19 protein-coding genes are annotated in these 18,083 nt (G+C 54.8%); 14 read left to right on the forward strand and 5 right to left on the reverse strand.

The window, feature by feature from the left end; all coding sequences use genetic code 11:
* The first annotated feature begins 183 nt into the window (after positions 1-183).
* The 7 genes from HED22_RS14140 to HED22_RS14170 all read left to right on the forward strand — a co-directional run bounded on the left by HED22_RS14140 (position 184) and on the right by HED22_RS14170 (position 9,283).
* Positions 184-570: a response regulator gene (locus HED22_RS14140; RefSeq protein WP_008890394.1), complete on the forward strand. Its 387-nt coding sequence runs from the start codon at positions 184-186 to the stop codon at positions 568-570.
* Between the two features lie 35 nt (positions 571-605).
* The gene (locus HED22_RS14145; protein ID WP_062955478.1) at positions 606-1,247 is read left to right on the forward strand and encodes a protein phosphatase CheZ; all 642 of its coding nucleotides are present in this window, start codon (positions 606-608) and stop codon (positions 1,245-1,247) included.
* An 11-nt stretch (positions 1,248-1,258) separates the two neighbouring features.
* A complete protein-coding gene (locus tag HED22_RS14150; protein WP_254870062.1) occupies positions 1,259-2,137 on the forward strand; it encodes a flagellar motor protein MotB in 879 nt (292 codons plus the stop codon).
* Positions 2,134-2,859: a flagellar motor protein MotB gene (locus HED22_RS14155; RefSeq protein WP_167723351.1), complete on the forward strand. Its 726-nt coding sequence runs from the start codon at positions 2,134-2,136 to the stop codon at positions 2,857-2,859. The genes HED22_RS14150 and HED22_RS14155 overlap by 4 nt, the downstream gene beginning before the upstream one ends.
* Before the next feature lie 2 nt (positions 2,860-2,861).
* Positions 2,862-6,356, forward strand: coding sequence for a tetratricopeptide repeat protein (locus HED22_RS14160; protein ID WP_167723353.1), 3,495 nt, complete (start codon positions 2,862-2,864; stop codon positions 6,354-6,356).
* Between the two features lie 99 nt (positions 6,357-6,455).
* Positions 6,456-7,775 (forward strand): SEL1-like repeat protein, encoded by a 1,320-nt coding sequence (locus HED22_RS14165; protein ID WP_167723355.1) that lies wholly within the window; start codon positions 6,456-6,458, stop codon positions 7,773-7,775.
* Between the two features lie 239 nt (positions 7,776-8,014).
* Entirely contained in the window at positions 8,015-9,283 is a 1,269-nt protein-coding gene (locus HED22_RS14170) for an FAD-binding oxidoreductase (protein WP_167723357.1), read from the forward strand.
* Between the two features lie 52 nt (positions 9,284-9,335).
* On the opposite strand, the gene fliP is transcribed toward HED22_RS14170, so the two are convergent.
* The 5 genes from fliP to csrA all read right to left on the reverse strand — a co-directional run bounded on the left by fliP (position 9,336) and on the right by csrA (position 11,969).
* A complete protein-coding gene (fliP, locus tag HED22_RS14175) occupies positions 9,336-10,154 on the reverse strand; it encodes a flagellar type III secretion system pore protein FliP (protein WP_175581257.1) in 819 nt (272 codons plus the stop codon).
* Entirely contained in the window at positions 10,151-10,537 is a 387-nt protein-coding gene (locus HED22_RS14180) for a flagellar biosynthetic protein FliO (RefSeq protein ID WP_167723359.1), read from the reverse strand. Before HED22_RS14180 ends, fliP begins: the two co-directional genes overlap by 4 nt.
* 171 nt (positions 10,538-10,708) lie before the next feature.
* Positions 10,709-11,044, reverse strand: coding sequence for a hypothetical protein (locus tag HED22_RS14185; RefSeq protein WP_167723361.1), 336 nt, complete (start codon positions 11,042-11,044; stop codon positions 10,709-10,711).
* Positions 11,041-11,457 carry an EscU/YscU/HrcU family type III secretion system export apparatus switch protein gene (locus HED22_RS14190; protein WP_167723363.1) on the reverse strand — a complete coding sequence of 139 codons (417 nt, stop codon included), beginning with the start codon at positions 11,455-11,457 and terminating at the stop codon, positions 11,041-11,043. The genes HED22_RS14185 and HED22_RS14190 overlap by 4 nt, the downstream gene beginning before the upstream one ends.
* Positions 11,458-11,684: 227 nt before the next feature.
* A complete protein-coding gene (csrA, locus tag HED22_RS14195; protein WP_167723365.1) occupies positions 11,685-11,969 on the reverse strand; it encodes a carbon storage regulator CsrA in 285 nt (94 codons plus the stop codon).
* 282 nt (positions 11,970-12,251) lie between these two features.
* Between csrA and flgB the strand changes: the two genes are divergently transcribed.
* The 7 genes from flgB to HED22_RS14230 all read left to right on the forward strand — a co-directional run bounded on the left by flgB (position 12,252) and on the right by HED22_RS14230 (position 18,070).
* Complete coding sequence (flgB, locus tag HED22_RS14200) at positions 12,252-12,650, forward strand: flagellar basal body rod protein FlgB (protein WP_044829526.1); 399 nt, start codon at positions 12,252-12,254, stop codon at positions 12,648-12,650.
* Positions 12,651-12,669: 19 nt separating this feature from the next.
* On the forward strand, positions 12,670-13,077 hold the full coding sequence (gene flgC / locus HED22_RS14205) for a flagellar basal body rod protein FlgC (protein WP_167723368.1): 408 nt from the start codon (positions 12,670-12,672) through the stop codon (positions 13,075-13,077).
* Between the two features lie 45 nt (positions 13,078-13,122).
* Positions 13,123-13,449: a flagellar hook-basal body complex protein FliE gene (fliE, locus tag HED22_RS14210; RefSeq protein ID WP_167723370.1), complete on the forward strand. Its 327-nt coding sequence runs from the start codon at positions 13,123-13,125 to the stop codon at positions 13,447-13,449.
* A gap of 186 nt (positions 13,450-13,635) precedes the next feature.
* Positions 13,636-13,905, forward strand: a complete 270-nt coding sequence (fliQ, locus tag HED22_RS14215) for a flagellar biosynthesis protein FliQ (protein ID WP_062955487.1) — start codon at positions 13,636-13,638, stop codon at positions 13,903-13,905.
* Between the two features lie 64 nt (positions 13,906-13,969).
* Positions 13,970-14,734 (forward strand): flagellar biosynthetic protein FliR, encoded by a 765-nt coding sequence (fliR, locus tag HED22_RS14220; RefSeq protein ID WP_167723372.1) that lies wholly within the window; start codon positions 13,970-13,972, stop codon positions 14,732-14,734.
* A 50-nt stretch (positions 14,735-14,784) separates the two neighbouring features.
* Positions 14,785-15,855, forward strand: a complete 1,071-nt coding sequence (gene flhB / locus HED22_RS14225; protein WP_167723374.1) for a flagellar biosynthesis protein FlhB — start codon at positions 14,785-14,787, stop codon at positions 15,853-15,855.
* Between the two features lie 211 nt (positions 15,856-16,066).
* The gene (locus HED22_RS14230) at positions 16,067-18,070 is read left to right on the forward strand and encodes a methyl-accepting chemotaxis protein (RefSeq protein ID WP_167723376.1); all 2,004 of its coding nucleotides are present in this window, start codon (positions 16,067-16,069) and stop codon (positions 18,068-18,070) included.
* Positions 18,071-18,083 lie beyond the last annotated feature (13 nt).

Raw genomic sequence — 18,083 nt, forward strand, 5'->3', positions numbered from 1 at the left:
TAGGAAAAAGTGAACTTTGGCGGAAAATTTTGTGAGAAGACAACGTGGTGGCGAATTTAATCTTGGGTTAAACGTCTTGATTAACCAATATTAAATATGTACATCACGATTATTAGGGGCCTTGTCACTATGCGGAAGTATGGTAGGCAAGGGTGGGAGATCAGATAGCTGATGGAGTTGTGAATGGCCGTCGATCCGAATATGCCGATCCTGATTGTGGATGATTACAAAACCATGTTGCGTATCATCCGTAACCTTTTGCGGCAGCTCAACTTTACGAATATCGAAGAAGCGACCGATGGTAGCATGGCGCTTCGCAAGCTGCGTGAGGCTCCTTTCAGCCTTGTGATTTCTGACTGGAACATGGAGCCGATGACTGGTCTCCAGCTTCTGAAAGAAGTGCGCGCAGATGCCAAACTGAAGGATATGCCCTTCATTATGATCACCGCAGAAGCCAAGACCGAAAACGTTGTCATGGCGAAAAAGGCAGGCGTTTCCAACTATATCGTCAAGCCGTTCAACGCAGAGACGTTGAAAGGCAAGATGAAGACTGTCATTGGTGATTTCTGATCAGGAGCGCGGGGCATGTGTCCCGCGATACCGCTATGTCTAAGGCGTCCAAGGACGAACTCCGGCAGTTGTTGAATGATCTTCGGGCACGCCTTGACGGTGACGACCTGAAGGTCGAGCAATTGTCCGAGCTGATGGATCAGCTGTCGCGTTTCATGGGCGACAAGCCATCCGAAGATCAGCAACGTCTGTTTGGCGAACTTGATGAACTTTCCGGCATCATTCGCAAGATGAAATCGGAAATCGCATCGCTCCGTCCAGACGATATCAAGGCCGAATACATTCCCAACGCCACCGACGAGCTCGACGCGATTGTTGATGCAACGGCGGGGGCAACCCACGAAATCCTTGATGCCATGGACGCGCTTGAGGAATTCGCCACGACCTTGCCGCCTGAACAGGCTGAAATCGTGACGGGCGCAACCATGCGCGTTTACGAGGCGTGTAACTTCCAGGATATCACTGGCCAGCGCACCACCAAGGTGATCAAGGCTCTGAAATCCATCGAAGAACGTGTCGAAGGGCTCGTAACGGCGTTTGGCGACGAGATTGCCAAATATGCTGCTGCCAACCCGCGACAGAAAAAGGAAGCCGAAGGCGAGGATGCCTTGCTGAACGGCCCGCAGCTTGAAGGAAAAGGCGTAACGCAGGCCGACATCGACGCGATGTTTAACTAAGTGGCGTTATCATGGCGGAGATAGAGGAAGACGGACCAACACCACCATCCCCCCCTGCGAACGGGGCCGTGGCGTTGTTTCTGGCGCTCTATCTTCTGCTGCTTGCCTTCTTTATTCTGCTCAATACCATTTCGACCTTTGAAGAGGTCAAAACCCGCGAAGTGCAGGAAAGCCTGTCCTCGGCATTTGCGGCCATTCTTCCCCCGACGACCAGTCTTCAGACCGTAACCTCCATCGAAGGTCCGACAGTTTCCGCCCAGGAAACCCAGGCCAAGCTGGGGCACCTTTTTGAAACCGCCATCAAGGTGGTCCGGGTCGAGGTCATTCAGCCGGGCAAGCTGATGGAAGTCATCATGCATGTCGATCAGTTGTTTGATAACAACTCTATTCTGATCCGTGAACGCCAGGCCGATTTCATGCGTCAACTGGCCGAAGTGCTTGCCGATGACGAGGGTTATGCCTCCTATGATATGGAAATGGTCATGGGCAGCCAGATCGAAGACAAAGGCACGATCCAGATCGAAAACAATCTTCAGATCGCGCAGGCCGGATCATTTGCCCGCGAACTGATTGATGCCGGGGCGCCCGAGGACCATTTCTTCGTCGGGATTGACCCGGGTGCAGATCCGTTCATCGTGACATTCCGCTTCTTCTGGAATTTTGGGCCCAAGGAACCGCCGCAGCCGATTGAGCGCAATGGCACTGAAACGCCGTCTGCGACGCCTACATCGACACCGCCGGCATCGGATGGCAATGGCGGGGCAAGTTCCGGTCAGACCGGGGCGGTTGCACCCCAGCAGTTCATGATTCCGCCAGCAGCGGGCAGTGGCCAGCCAGCCGTTTCCCAGCCGATCCCGCTTGGACCCCAAGCATCGGGAGGTGGCGGATGAGCGACGACGCACCACGCAAGGAAGAACACAAGGGGCCACCGCCCTGGATGCTTAGTCTGGCGGATCTGATTTCCCTGCTGCTGACGTTTTTCGTGATGCTGTTTGCCATGTCCAAGGTCAAGATCGACCGCTGGGACGAGGTGGTGGATGCGCTGTCGCAATCGATCACACCATCGCCGGTCGAAGATACCGACGAGCCGATGGCGAACATGAACATTCCGCGTGTTTATCGCAAACCGGCGATGAACCTTGATTATCTCAGTGCGGTGATTGACGACGCCATTGATGACAACCCGGTTCTGGGTGATGCACGCATGTCGCGTGAAGCAGACAAGCTTGTGATTTCCCTGCCGGGCGATCTTTTGTTTGTGGCGGGCAGTTCGGACATGACACCCAAGGCAAAGCAGGCGCTGTTCGTGCTTGGCGGGGGGTTGCGTAACATCGGTAACCGTATCGGTGTTCAGGGGCATACCGATCCGCGTCCGCTGAGTGGTCGCGGACAATACGCATCTAACTGGGAACTTTCGCTGGCGCGTGCAGGGGCTGTTGCCAACGAGTTAAAACAATCCGGTTACACAGATTACATAAATATTTACGGATTTGCGGCATCAAGGTACGACCAGCTTCCCAAACTATTGGATGAGGAGGCGCGATTTGCGATGGCGCGCCGGGTCGACATTGTGATCGAGCCTCATGGGGGAAGCGGGATCGGAGGCACGTAAGTATGGCGAAACTTGCCGTGCGCATCCTGCTGGCGGTCGTGATTGCGACCACCACGGCAATGTTCTTGCCCATAAGCGGAATGCGTCCTGCAATTGCCCAGGTAGCGGACCCTGTCATAATTCGCTCCGGGCTTCATAACGGTTATGGACGAATTGTTCTGCAATGGAACGAACCGGTCGATTACACCGCCGAAATCATCGGCGACCAATTGGTCGTGCGTTTTGATCAGCCGTTGGTTGCCTCTTTGCGAGGCGTTCTGACGCCGGTTTCGCGTTATATCTCCGATGCGTTTTTTGATCCTGATGGTCGCACTGTCGCCTTTGTCCTGAGTGACAACTTTGAAGTGCGCGCGTTTAATGTCGGCAGCAATGTCGTGCTTGATATTCTCGACAAGCCCGAAGCCCAACCGGCCCCGGCAGCTGTCCCGACACCACCCGTCCGCCCGGCACAAAGTGACCAGAACCCTCAAATAACGCCTGCTCCAACCACACCTGTTGAAACAGTTGCGGATGAGGGCGCTGGGTTGGCCGAACTTGATGTGCGTGTCGGTCGTCACCCGACATTCTATCGGCTGGTCTTTGATTGGCCGAACCGCACTGATTACACGCTTGAAGGTGCGCAAGGATCGCAAACCATCGCCTTTGGCGCACCTGCGCGGATCAATGCCACCGATATTTCGCGCCGCTTGCCACAAGGGGTGCGGGTGCGTCAGGACGGTACCAATCCGCTTGATGTGGTTGTTGAAACCACACCCGCGCGGCAATTGCGGCATTTCCGATCCGGTAACAAGGTTGTGGTCGACATCATGGGCGTGCAACGCGCGCCGGCAACCACCACCGCGCAGACACGCCCGGCGGAGACGCCCGATGCAGAGGCCGCGCCTGCACCACCTGCACCTGCTGCCCCCGCGGCAACGGCGCAGACAGGACAGGCTGATGATGCCCCCGCAGATGCTGCGACAGAGGCTGCAAACGCAGATACCCCGGCAGCAGAAGATGGTGAACTTGATCCAAACTCGCCAGAGGCACTTGCCCTGGCAGCACAGAACACAGAAAACACCGTTCGCACCAACGGGCAGGCACCGATCGAACGCGAAAGCATTGGTGACCTTGTTGTCACCGTTGATCAGACTGCAACGGAATTGTCGCTTGATTTCCCGTTCGGCCAACCCGGTGGGGCTGCTGTTTGGTCGCGCGCCGGATTTTTGTGGTTAGCCTTTGATGTTCGCGCCAATCTCAATCTTGATAGCGTGCGTCAGCAAGCGGCCCAGATCATCGGTGTGGTCGAACAGATCGAAAGCCCCTATGCGACGATTGTGCGCATGACCATCCCCGAGGGGATTGGCCTGTATACGACGCAAAGCGATAACGGCGACTGGCGCGTCACGATGCAGCAGGGCATCATGCAGCCGGTGGAAAAACTGGGGCCGTCAATCGAGCTTGATGAGCAGACGAGGGCGCGGCTGATTGTGCCGTTGGGCGATGTCGGTCCGATCATTCCGATTGAAGATCCGGAAGTTGGCGATACCTTGCGCGTGACGACAACAACCCAGAACGGCTATGGCATCGAGGTGGCGCTGCGCTATCCGGAATTTGAAGTTCTGCCATCCGTTCAGGGCGTGGTTGTTGCGCCGATGAATGACAGCGTTCAGGTCGCCGGGCGCGATGATGGCCGGGCTGTGATCGTCACTGCCGAGGACGGATTGAACATCTCGCCCGAAGGGGCGCGTTTGCTGGCGTCGGCCACGGGGGTGCGAGATGGAACCGGAGAAGGGCGCGAAGGCCTGATTTTCGAACTTGATGACTGGCGGCGGGGCGGACTTGATAACTACAACAAGGTTATCCGTGGCCTGCGCCGCAAGGTTGCTGAAAGTGGCGATGAGCATCGTAACAAGGCACGCCTCGATCTGGCTCAGTATTATTTGGCAAACGGTCTGGGACCAGAAGCAGATGCCGTCATCACCGCGATGGAGCACGATGATCCACTGATCGCGCAACGTTTGCAGTTCCGCGCGCTTAAGGCAGCGGTCAAGTTCCTGAACCGGGATTACGAAGAAGCCGAACGGCTGCTTGAAGATGAACGACTGCGTGAAATTCCCGAGATGCAGCTTTGGCGGGCGGTGACGCTTGCTGCACGCGGGCGTCCGAACGAGGGCGCGCGTGACCTTCTTGAAAGTGTTCATATCCTTGATTACTACCCGCCGGAACTGCTATCGCGCATCGTACCGATCGCGACCGAGCAGGCGTTGATTGTCGGCAACCCAGAAGCCGGGATGGATATGATCGAAAAGATGCTGGTGACCCCGGGTCTTTCCGAAAGCAAGATCATGGATATCCAGTATCTGAAAGGCATTTTCGAGGAGGAGGCCGGCGAACTTGAACAGGCGGTAGCGACCTGGGATCAGGTCGCCGAAGGCGAAAACCGCAAAGCCCGGGCACACGCGATCTTTGATCGGACTGAACTTCTGATGCGCTTGGAGCGCCTTACGGTCGAAGATGCGATTGAGCAACTTCAGAAACTTCGCTTTGCATGGCGCGGTGACGCCTTCGAGATGGCGCTGCTAAAACGCATTGGCGAACTGCAGATCGAAAACAAGGATTTCCGTGACGGGCTCAACACGCTGCGTCAGGTGGCAATCTTCTTCCCGAACATGCCGGTGGCAACCGAAGCAACCGACATGATGCACAAGACCTTTGAGAACCTCTATCTTGGCGACGAGATCAACAATATCTCGGCGATCAAGGCGGTCGCGCTCTATGACGAGTTCCGCGAACTCACCCCGGCGGGTGAAAAGGGTGATGAGCTTATTCGTCGTCTGGCAGACCGGATGGTCGATGTCGAACTGTTCGAACGTGCCGAGGAGCTTCTCGAACATCAGGTGAACTTCCGTTTGTCAGGCGTCGAGAAGGCCCGTGTCGGGGCGCGACTGGCGCTGGTTTATCTTCTTGATAGCAAGCCCGAAGAAACCATCCGGACGATTGACGAGACGGAAGAGCCCGGAATTTCCGATGAACTCGCCACCCAGCGCAGACATCTTCGGGCGCGGGCCCTGCTTGATACGGATCGTGGTGCTGAGGCGGTTGCATCCCTTGAAGGTGACTATTCGCGCAATGCCGAACTGCTGCGGATCGATCATTATCGCAATAAACGCGACTACATGTCGGCTGCCGAGACGTTCCAGCGTTTGGTCGGGGACGAACCATTTGATGAAAACGGCGTCTCTGATGAGCGTGGCCGGTATATGCTTAACTGGGCGGTCAATCTGGCGATGGCCGGACAGGAACGCACCCTTAACATGCTTAAACGGCGCTATGGCGAAGTCATGGCCCAAAGCCCCTATGCCGAGGCTTTCAGCCTGATTACATCTTCGCCGACGCAGGGCTTGATCGACTATCGCACGCTTTCTGATCGTGTCGACGAAGTAGAGGAATTCAAGGGGTTCTTGGCAACTTATCGAGACCAGTTGGAAAAGTCTCAGCTTAGTGCTATAAATTAACGTTCGATAAATATATCGTGGCGCCCAATTCGCCCGGACTGGGTGGAAGTGCCATGATTTTACTGGCTTTTTTTGAACGGTGACGAGTGTAGTGCTGTGATGGATCGTGCACTTAAAATGGTCTATTACGACGAGGCGAATGTCGAAAAGGACATTTTCGCCCAGCTTTCGCTTGCCCAAAAGCATTATCTGGGCGACGGGATGCCGCGTGATGAGTCCGCGACCCGCCGCATTCTTGACCAGATTCACCGTCAAAGCCGGGCGTTTGCGGCTGTTTGCTATGGCTATATGCGCAGCAAGGGACTCGGCGTTGCCGAGGATCTTGGCGAAGGTCAGCAATGGTATCGCGAAGCCGCTTACTGGTTTAACGAAGAAGCCGCTGCTGGTGGCCCGGTCTCGGCCAATAACCTTGGCTACCTCTATGCCAAGGGCCTGGGTGTCCAGGAAAATGCCGAAACGGCCGCGCACTGGTTTGAGGAAGCGATTGAGTTTGGCTCTGTCGCTGCCCTTTATAACCTTGGTGTGTGCTATTTGAACGGCTGGGGTGTTGCGCAGGACGACGAAAAGGCTGTTGCCTATTTCGAACGCGCCAGCGAACTCAATGACCCGTCCGCAGCCAGTGTATTGGCATACCTTTATCTCGAAGGGCGCGGTGTTCGTCGCGATCCGTCGAAATCATTTGAATTCAATATGCGTGCGGCCCGTGCTGGCAGTGTTGAAGCCGCGTCTGCGCTTGGTTATGCCCTTGGTGTCGGACTTGGTGCGGAACGTAATATTGCGGAAAGCATCAGTTGGTTTGAACTCGCCGCAAGCGAGGGGGATGCCTATGCGCAGGCCAACCTTGCGATGTATTTCTGTCATTCATCGGATCTGAAGCTGTTTAATCGCGGCTGGAAGATGCTGAGCCATGCGGTTGATCAGGGGGATGCATCTGCGAAATACCAGATGACCCAGATACAGATTTTCGGTGTGCCGCACCGTGAACCTGATTATGCCAATGCGCTTGATCTTGCCATGGATCTGGCGGAGCTCGGCCATCCGGGCGGGTATCACCTGATTGGTGTGATGTACGAGCATGGCCTTGGCGTGCCCGTCGATATGCTGCGTGCGGCAACCTGGTACGAACGCGCGGCCCGCAAGGGATCGGCAAACGGGCAGGCGGCCCTTGGGCGTCTTTATGCGATTGGCAGCGGCGTCGATCAGGACAATATTCTGGCCTATTACTGGCTGAAAATGTCGGCACCGACCGAAGGCAGTCAGGCACAGCGCGAAATGGGGGCGATCCACGCCCGCATGAGCGAAAAGGAACGTCAGGTGGCAGAAAAGTATGTGGCCGATAATCCCGGTCCGCGCCGGGGCAGTTTCGGCCTCAAGCCGCTTGAACAGGATGTTTTCAAAGCCGGCCGCCGCAACGGTTAGGGCCGGATGTTCGTTGGGTATCAAAGCCCAAGTCCAGGGAATACCAAAAGCCGTCCTGCAGTGCAGACGGCTTTTTTATTTGTTCTGCCGACTTCTCTGCCGTTGCTTTTGCAGTTGCACCCTTGTCAGCATACAGGAATGTATTGATATCTTGGAATTCTGGGCTAAGGTTTTAAAATCAAACTGTTAATTCCCAGCATTATTGTCTTGAGCCGTAAGGCCCAGCCACCGAGGTCCCAATGAAAGATGATTTGACATCGCTGTGGGAAGCCACCGCAAGTGATGCCCCCGAAACCGTATCGCCCAAGGGGGAACATGTTTGTGATGTCATGATTATTGGTGGCGGGTTCACCGGCATGTCATGCGCGCTTCAACTTGCCAAGGGCGGGGCATCAGTGATTGTTGTTGATGCCGTGCGGCCGGGCTTTGGTGCATCAGGCCGCAATGGCGGGCAGGTTATACCGGGGCTTAAACATGACCCCGACACGTTAGATCAGCTTTACGGTGAATACACGACCGAGTTTGTGGGTAAGACTGCCGAGACAACCTTTGATTTGATCAAGCAGCACGGCATTGACTGCGATGCCACGCCAAGCGGCTGGATACAGGGTTCGGTAAAGCGCGACCATCTTGGCTGGCTTGAGACCCGTATGCGCGAATGGCAATCGCGCGGGGCGGATGTCAGGATGCTCGACACCACAGAAATTCAGTCTCTGACGGGAAGTGAACGCCTTGTTGGTGGCTGGTTTGACAACCGTGCCGGTCAGCTCCACCCGCTGAAATATATCCGTGGGCTGACCCGTGCTGCACAGGGGGCAGGATGTCAGGTGTTTGCACCGGCAGTGGTACAGCGTGTCAAAAGCGTCTCGGGGAAATGGCATGCCGAGATTGCTGATACCAATGCATCGATCAAAAGCGACCATCTGGTGGTTGCGACAAACGGGTATTCCGGCGATCTGTTCCCGAAACTGCGTAAAAGCCTGATTCCGGTAAACAGTTTTCAGGTGGCAACCGCACCTCTTGGCGAAGAACAGCTTGCGAAAGTACTACCAACCAAAACGCCTGTTTCTGACAGCCGGCGTATAGGCAATTATTTTCGCATCGGCCCGGGCGGGCGGCTGATGATCGGGGGACGTGGCACCTTTACTGATCCTGTCAGTCGTGCTGCATTCCAGGAGATCATCTCGGAGCTTCACGCCTACTACCCGTGGGTGAAGTCAGTACCGCTTGAGTTTTACTGGGCGGGCAGGCTTGCCATGACCTATGACCATTTTCCTCATCTGCATCGACCGGTCGAGAATATGACAATGGCGGTGGGGTATAACGGTCGTGGTGTGGCTCTGTCGACGTCGCTTGGCAAGGCGATTGCCGATAACCTCTTGGCACCGGATACGCCTTTGCCGCTGCGGTTTCGTGACATCAGCCCATTGATTGCACATGACATGCACCGCGCCTATGCCACGATTGCGATCTGGTACTATCGCCTGCGAGATTATCTCGAAAGCTGAGACAGGCTGCTTTTTCTGTTGGTCCGGGATGTAACGTTTTTGGCCCGCCGACCTATCCACCGAAACTCTCGACCAGAGAACCTGCAATCAGATACCAGCCATCCACCATCACAAAGAAGATGAGCTTGAATGGCAGGGAAATGATGACCGGTGGCAGCATCATCATACCCATCGACATCAGGATACTGGCGACGACCATGTCGATGATCAGGAACGGGATAAACAACAGGAAGCCGATTTCGAACGCACGGCGCAATTCACTGATCATGAATGCCGGGATCAGGGAACGCAGCGGGATATCCTCGGGCGCGGTGACTTGTTCGATGCCAGCCAGATTGACGAAAAGCTGAAGGTCGCGCTCGCGCACCTGGGTCATCATGAAGTCATGGACAGGTTGGACGGATCGTTCAAAGCCCTCGAATTCATCAATATTGCCGTTGATCATCGGCTGCAGACCTTCGTCCCAAACCCGTTCAAGTGTCGGCATCATGATAAACAGGGTCAGGAACATCGCCAGGCTGATCAGGACCTGGTTTGGTGGTGACTGCTGAATACCAAGGGCAGTTCGAAGCAGGCTGAGGACTACGATGATACGGGTAAAGGACGTCACCATCATCAGGATGGCGGGCGCGATGCTCAGGACCGTAATCAGGCCGATCAACTGGATCAGACGACCAGATGACGTCACCCCGGGCCCATCGCCCAGATCAAAATTGAATGTCTGTGCCTGCACGGTATCGCCGCCCGCCATGATGGCGATCAGCGGGATCAGGGACCAGATCGCACAGAGCGTCAACCAGCGCGGGGCACGCCAGCCGGTCTTCGCCGGTTTCACATACGGTGTGCGGGCTGATGGGGTATCATGGTTCATGCAGGCGCATTCCTGTCAGTCGGATCGACGTCCTTTGGGGCGTCGGTGGCAATTTCGCTGCCTTCAGGCGATATGGTTTCGTCTGACGGGCCCTGATTGCCAAGTATTTCACTGAAATGGGTGCCGATATTGCGTTCGACCACGGTATCGCCGTTCGGGCCCAGCATCACCAGATGTTCGGTATCATCGCGTTTGAGCAAAACCAGACGGCGTTTGGTATCCACCGGAACAACTTCAACAACCGACAACCGGCGTTTCAAACCACGTCGGTTGATATTGCGCGCACCGGGAACAAACCGCCGGGCCAGAAGCGCAAAGACGCCAATAATCCCCAGCACAAAAAGCAGGGCGGCGACAAACCGGAAATAGGCGCTCAGTTCCATTAGGCAGTTTTCCCCGTCTACAACCTGTGACGCTCAGGTGGCAGGTCCATCACCGCAGTGATTACCCGTCTTCGTGTTTCTGTTTACCGTGCCGCACAAGGTCAGGCAAGGCAGCATCCAGATGCCTTGTTCCCAAAGGCCGGTTTAAACTAAGCACCTTGGGTGATTTTCCTATTTGGTGCGAGCAGCCTGTGCATAGGCATTTGTTGCCTGTGCGGTATTGCTGATGCCGCGTAATTGGCGCTGGATGTCGCTATATTCCTTCTCCATCCGGGCTTCAAACTGTCCGAGTTCCTCGGTCAGTGCGGCAAGCAGCGGGGCGACTTCCTTGCGCTGGTCCGGGGCCAGCGTGTGGGCCTGTTCGCACAGATCGGCAATGCGGCTTTCAAGGGCCGAAAGCTCAACCACTTTCCCGTCTTCAAGATACCGCTGTCCGGTCCGGATCAATGACAGGACACGTTTCAGGTCGTTCTTGAACTGATCGGGCTTGTACTGTTCTGGGCTCATGATCGGCCTTCCCCGTTTACGTCATCTTTTGGTGTGGCCAAGATCTGATCTTCAGGATCGGACTGGCTGCGTGACGGACCACCATAAATGCGATTGATCCGGTATATATAGTTCAAAATCTCGGCGACGGCTGCAAAGGCTTCGAGCGGGATTTCACTTTCGACATCCACAGCCATCAGAATTTCGGCAAGGTCGCTATCCTTGCGGACCTTGATGCCGTTGGCAAACGCCACCTGCAATATCTGTTCCGCGACGCTACCTTCGCCCTTTGCACTTAGCGTCGGGGCGTTATCCCGCCCATGCCGGTACCGCAGCGCGACCGCCTTTTGGTCATGCGCACCCGGCGCGGCAAGATTTTCCGTCTTGCTTACCGGTTGGTCGGTGATGTCATAGGTGGGCTTTTTCCCGTTCATACGGTCCTTCAATTCAGGACGGTTTGCCGCGTCTGCCAGCGCATGCGCCCCAGACAGGTTCGACCATAGACCCGAGATGGTCAACAAATCGTTGTCGAGACAAACGTGACGATCTTGAACAAGGAAAAGCAACTGAAAGCAAACGTGCCAAAAGTCCTGCACGCGTGTGTTGGTTGCTCTGCAGAAAGGTTTAAGGTGTTCAGCTGTGCTGGGGTGGCACAAATGACCTAGTCGTCGCTGGAATCGTCCTTGGCATCCGCATCAGCTTTTTTGTCAGAAGCCGCTTTGTCGGACGGGCCAACAGTACCGAGGTGGCGAATAAGGTCTTCGCTGACTGCGGCCGAACGGTTTTCTTCCTGAATGCGGTCATAGAGTTCGCGACGCAGGACCTGCACGTCCTCGGGGAAGGTGAAGCCAAGCTTCACGGTCTTGCCACGGACCTCAACGACAGTGACTTCAATATTGTCATCAATGACAACGGAGTCGCCGACTTTTCGTGTGAGATAGAGCATGCAAGTTCCCGGTTTTGATAGATTGATGACAAATATTCATCAGACGCGCCCAATATGCCCGGTTTCATAGGCGGGGTCTAGTGCTCGCAGTGATTAGACCTATTTACGGGCGATTTCAACGCTGTTTTTGGTTTTGGCACGCTACGTGCATTTGTGTTTGCAGGATTTATCGGGGCGGCAAAAACGGCCCTTCGGAAAATCCCGGTCCGATCAGGGCGCAATGTTAACTTCGGCTTTACCCGCGCACTTAATACTCGAACCCGCGCAGACAAGGAGCAGGAAATGGATATCGGCAAACTTGGCATGTTCGCCAATCTCAAAGAGAAGATGGACTGGCTGACACAGCGTCAGGAAGTCATCGCGCAGAATATTGCCAACTCCGATACGCCAAACTATCGCGCCAACGATCTCAAGGAATTCGACCCGAAGAATATCGGCCGCGACCGCCAGTTCATCCTTGCGATGCAGGCGACCACGCCGGGCCATAGTCAGGGTCTTAACAAACCGCAGAACTTCAAGGACGAGGAAGTGCGCAAGAACTATGAAGTCGCACCGGGCAAAAACGCCGTCATCCTTGAAGAACAGATGGTCAAGATGAACGAAAATCAGGTCGATTATCAGACCATGACCCGTCTGTATGCCAAACAGAAAACGATGTTCATTTCGGCCCTTGGCCGCTAACCGGTAGAGAGTAAGAACCATGGAACTTTACAAGGCTTTTAAAATCTCTGCTGCTGGCATGCGCGCACAGGGTACCCGTCTTCGGGTTGCAGCAGAAAACGTTGCCAACGCAGACAGTCTGCCGACGGGCCCGAACCAGGATCCGTATCGCCGCAAGCTCCTGACTTTCAAGAATGTCATGGACCGCGAAGTCGGGGTCGAGATGGTCAAGGTCAATAAGGTAATGCTTGATCGTTCCGATTTTGGTATGAAGTACGAACCAAGTCATCCGGCTGCGAACGATCAGGGTTATGTCCAGACCCCGAACGTTGAAAGACTGGTCGAAATGATGGATATGCGCGAAGCACAGCGTTCCTATGAGGCCAACCTCAATGTGATCCAGTCGTCGCGCAGCATGTTGCTCAAGACCCTTGATATCCTGCAGTAAGCAGCCGATATAGTCGGGCAAGAACACGTTTAAGGATTGATACCCATGGTCGGAAGCTTCAACGATGCCATTTCTGCCTACCGCAATGCGGCGGCCGGCAAGACCAATACCGTTACGGAAACCGTGACTGGTACCGGGCAATCCGTGAACCCGGGGGAAAGTTTTGCCGACATGGTCAAGGGCGCGGCATACGATGCCCGCGACACCATGGCCATGAGCGAGGAAATGACCCAGAAGGCTGTTACCGGCGATGCCGAACTTCACGAAGTCGTCACGGCCGTTTCTGCTGCCGAAGTAACCCTGCGTACCGTGGTTTCGGTGCGTGACAAGGCCGTCGAAGCTTATCAGAGCATCCTGAACATGCCGGTCTGATCGGCAGTTGCAGACATGAGTGATAAAGCCGCGCGTTCATTCGTGCGGTTTTTTGTTCTTTTGGGCCGATCCACAACGAAGCGATTGATAAGACAGGAAATCATGGCAAAACCCGTGATAAATCCTGTATGAAGGATAAAGGCCCGATGTGGCCCGCATGACAAGACGGCGAAACAGGAAGACCCGATGGATCAAGCTGAAATCATGGATGTGGCCTATGACGCGGTGTGGACACTGCTGAAAGTCACCACGCCGTTGATGCTGATTGCATTGGGGGTTGGCCTGATCATCGCCCTGTTTCAGGCCCTCACACAGATTCAGGAAATGACACTGACCTTCGTGCCAAAGATTCTGGTGATCTTTGTTGCCCTGCTGGTCTTGTTGCCATGGATGATGACCGAGATGATAGAATTCATGGGCCGGATGGTTGACCACTTTATCGGGTTGCCCAATTAGCGCTAAACCCGCCGCACGCCAGCGTGGATTTGCCAGCGTGAACTTGTAAGGCAGTCGAAGACACATGGATCTTCAAGAACTTCTTACGCTGAATGTTTACGTCGTCCTGATGACTTTCGCCAGGGTGGGGGCGGCCTTTGCCTTTATGCCGGGAATTGGTTCGCGCGCGGTGCCGCCACGTGCCCGGCTTTTATTCGCTTTTTGGGTGGCGGTGGTGATTTCACCACTGGCTGGGCCACTTTTCCCGCCGCAACCGGCTGATGCCGCGTCTCTACTGGTCGGGATCGGCTATGAGGTCACCGTCGGACTGTTCTTTGCCCTGTTTGCGCAGGTTATGATGGCGGGCTTGCAGACTGCCGGCTCGATTATTGCGTACCTCTCATCGATGGCGAACGCCTTCACTGCAGATCCGCTATCTGGGGCGCAAAGTGCTGTGACCGGCAATTTACTGCTGCAGATCGGCCTCGTGCTGTTGTTTGCAACCGGGATGGATCATCTGATGATCCAGGCAGTGTTTGAAAGCTATACTTTGTTTCCGCCCGGTGGAGTCTTGCCGGTCGGTGATATGAGCGAGTTTTTTGCCAATGCGCTCAACAACAGTTTCGTCATCGCCGCGCAGTTGTCAGCACCGTTCCTTGTGGTGGCGATTTGCTTGCAGATCGCACTTGGCCTCCTAAATAAACTGATGCCGCAATTGCCGGTGTTCTTTGTCGCAATGCCCATACAGATTGCGATTGCACTGCTTTTATTGACCTTGGCCCTGCCATCCATGATGATGGTTTATCTTGCATATTTCGAGAACGGGCTTGAGGCGTTTCTTAGTCCGTAAGGCCGTGACGGGCAGATGTTTGCCCGGTATTGCCAAGCATGGGTGTGCCGATGGCAGAAGAAGACGACAGCCAAAAGACAGAAGACCCCACAAGTAAAAAGCTTGAGGACGCGCGAAAAAAAGGTCAGGTGGCGGTTTCCAAGGAAGTCGGTAACTTCATGATCTTGTTCGGCGGTGGTCTTGTCATGACCATGCTGGGCCCGACTATGGCAGCCGAGGTGCGTGATCTGGCCGTCGGTTTTCTTGCGCATCCTCACACATTTGATGTCTCGCAGGCGGGATTCCCTGACCTGTTTCAGGGCGTCATTTTGGGCATGCTCTGGGTGCTGGGTATTCCGTTTGTCCTGTTGATGTTTTTTGCCGCCGCCGGGCATGTCATTCAAAACGGGATTGTTGTTGCGCTCGAACGCATCGAGCCAAAGCCAGACAAGCTCAATCCGCTTAGCGGACTTAAAAACCTCTTTTCGATGAAAAGTCTGGTCGAGTTCGTCAAGAATGTCAGCAAGATCATCCTGGTCGCTGTCGTGCTGACACTGGTAATTATGCCCGAACTTTTCGATGTGGAGCTGTATCCACAGCAGTCGCTCGGTCTGACGCTTGAACGTCTTTATGACATGATCATTATTCTGCTGATCGCGACGGTCTCTTTGACCGCCGTGATTGCCGGGCTCGACTTCGCCTATCAGAAGTACGAGTTCAACGAGAAAATGAAAATGTCGAAGCAGGAGATCAAGGACGAGTTCAAGCAGACGGAAGGTAGCCCGGAGATCAAGGCGAAGGTCCGCCAGATCAGGATGGAGCGTGCCCAGCAGCGCATGATGTCAAACGTGCCAAAGGCCGACGTCGTCATCACCAACCCGACGCACTTCGCCGTCGCCCTGCAATATGACATCGATACCATGGGTGCCCCGATGTGCATCGCCAAGGGCCAGGACAATGTCGCCCTCAAGATCCGCGAAGTCGCCGAGGAACACGACATCACCATCATGGAAAACCCGCCAGTCGCCCGTGCCTTGTTTGCGACCGTTGAGATTGATCAGGAAATTCCGCCTGAACATTACAAGGCCGTCGCCGAGATCATCTCGTTCGTTTTCCGTCAACGCGGCAAGAAGCTTGGATAGTCAGCTTCTTAGGGGCGTCTGATCTATAAAAATTACTTTCTGTAATACTATAATACCTTTTGCTTGCAACGATTTGCCGCGATCGGTAATTGCCGCATAGGTGGTAGAAGCAAATTAGTGGTTCCCATTGCGTGTTTTTGACACTATACGGTCGGCTATAAATGCCTAATCCAGTGCAAAAATATGTGCCTTTTCTAACGGGAATGTCTTTATGAAATTGAGGATTGCCGGGCAGATAGCCCTGTCGAACGCGATTATCGTCGTCATGCTGATCGCGGTAGCTTTTGGTATAGGTATAGTCAACAGCGAGAGCCGTCGTGCGACCCATGAAGCTGCCGATATTGGTGTGGTTGTCAGTACGGATGTTCCAAGCCTGATTAAGGCGATTGAGGGCGCGCGCTTTAATGTTGTTCAGGTTCAGCAATGGTTGACCGATATTTCTGCGACCCGTGGGCTTGATGGCCTCAATGACGGCTTTGACGAGGCCGAAATCGCTGCACAGGCATTGGCAGAAAACTTGGCAAAAGCAAAAGCTCTGGCTGAAAAGCTGGGGCAGGATGAGTTGCTAGCATCCCTTGAACAGGTCGAGGCCGCGTTTCCGGCTTATTATGCCGCTGGCAAGGAAATGGCGCAGGGCTATATCAACGGTGGTCCTGAAGTTGGCAACAAGATGATGGGCAACTTTGATGATGCTGCGGCAAACCTTGCTGCGGCGCTTGAAGTTGCTGTCGAGTACACCGATACCTATAGTATCTCAATCGAACAAGCCCTGGTCGACAAGCTTCAGGGTCTTGAACGCAATGTTGAGTTTGTTTTCGTTCTGACAACTGCAGTGACCATTGCATCGATCATTGTTTGTGCATTGATTGCCTGGGTCATGCATCGCCGCATTTCAGCACCGGTCGCCGAAAGCGTGACCACGCTGGCGCAACTGGCTGATGGCAAATATGACGTCAAACTCACCGAAACCAAGCGTAGTGACGAAGTCGGCGATCTGGTTCGGGTTATGCACGTTTTCCGCGAAACTGGTTTGAACAACCTTAAAATGCGCGAACAGCAAGAAGCTGATCGCTTGGAATCCGAAAAGCAGCGCCGCCAGTCTCTGATGGAAATGGCCGAGCGGGTTGAAAATGAAACCCGCCGTGTGGTCGAAACCATTTCCGGACAGACCGGCGAACTGGCCGAGGCGGCCCATCGCATGTCGAGTTCTGCCGACCTTGTTCAGGGCAATTCCCAGACCGTTGCTGCGGCCTCTGAACAGGCACTGGCGACGGTAGAAGCGGTTGCCGGTGCCGGTGAAGAACTGAACTCTTCGCTGGGCGAAATCAATGGTCAGATTTCACGTGCCAATCGGGTCAGTGAAGACGCTGTTGAGGCCAGCCGCACGACAGAAGCAACTGTCTCGCAGCTGGCAGACAGCGTGCGTGGTATTGGCGAGGTAGTGGAGTTGATCTCCGGCATTGCCGAGCAGACCAACCTTCTTGCCTTGAATGCCACCATCGAGGCCGCCCGTGCCGGTGATGCAGGCAAGGGCTTCGCCGTGGTTGCGCAGGAAGTCAAGAATCTGGCAACGCAGACCAGCCGTTCGACCGATGAAATTACCCGTCAAATTGCGGAAATTCAGGCGGTGACGGATTCCGCCGTTACCGCAGTGGCAACCATCGCCGAGAAAATCCACGAAATGGATGAAGTTTCGACCGCGATTGCGGCTGCCGTCGAGGAACAGAGTGCTGCAACATCGGAAATCGCACGTAATGTAAACGAAACCGCTGATGCATCCCGTGAAGTTTCGAGTCGGATCAATGAGGTTTCCGAAGAAGCATCGGGCACGGGGCGACTTGCCGCCGAGGTTGGCGCTCTTTCCGAGAAGGTCGCACATGCTGTGCGAGATCTTCGCAATGTGCTCGTCGAAGTTGTCCGGACTTCGACCTCTGATGTTGATCGTCGCTCTTCGACCCGTCATCGCGCCTCGAAGGATGTGACTATCAGCTTTGGCGGTAAGGCATCGAAGGCGCGGCTTGAAAACATCTCCGAACGCGGGGCGAAGCTCTCGTGCAATGAGAGAATTGCTTCGGGCACCAAGGTCGAAGTTGAACTTCCTGGTTTGAACAAACCTGTAAGTGCCATCGTACGCAATGTAAGCGACGAGGGAGTTAGCGTTGAATTCGACGGCATCAAACTCGATGAAGCGCAGGTTAAGCGTCTGAGCCGCTAGGTATTGATCACAG

Origin of the sequence: Thalassospira sp. HF15 (assembly GCF_011806525.1) — a bacterium.
Classification (GTDB): Bacteria; Pseudomonadota; Alphaproteobacteria; order Rhodospirillales; family Thalassospiraceae; genus Thalassospira.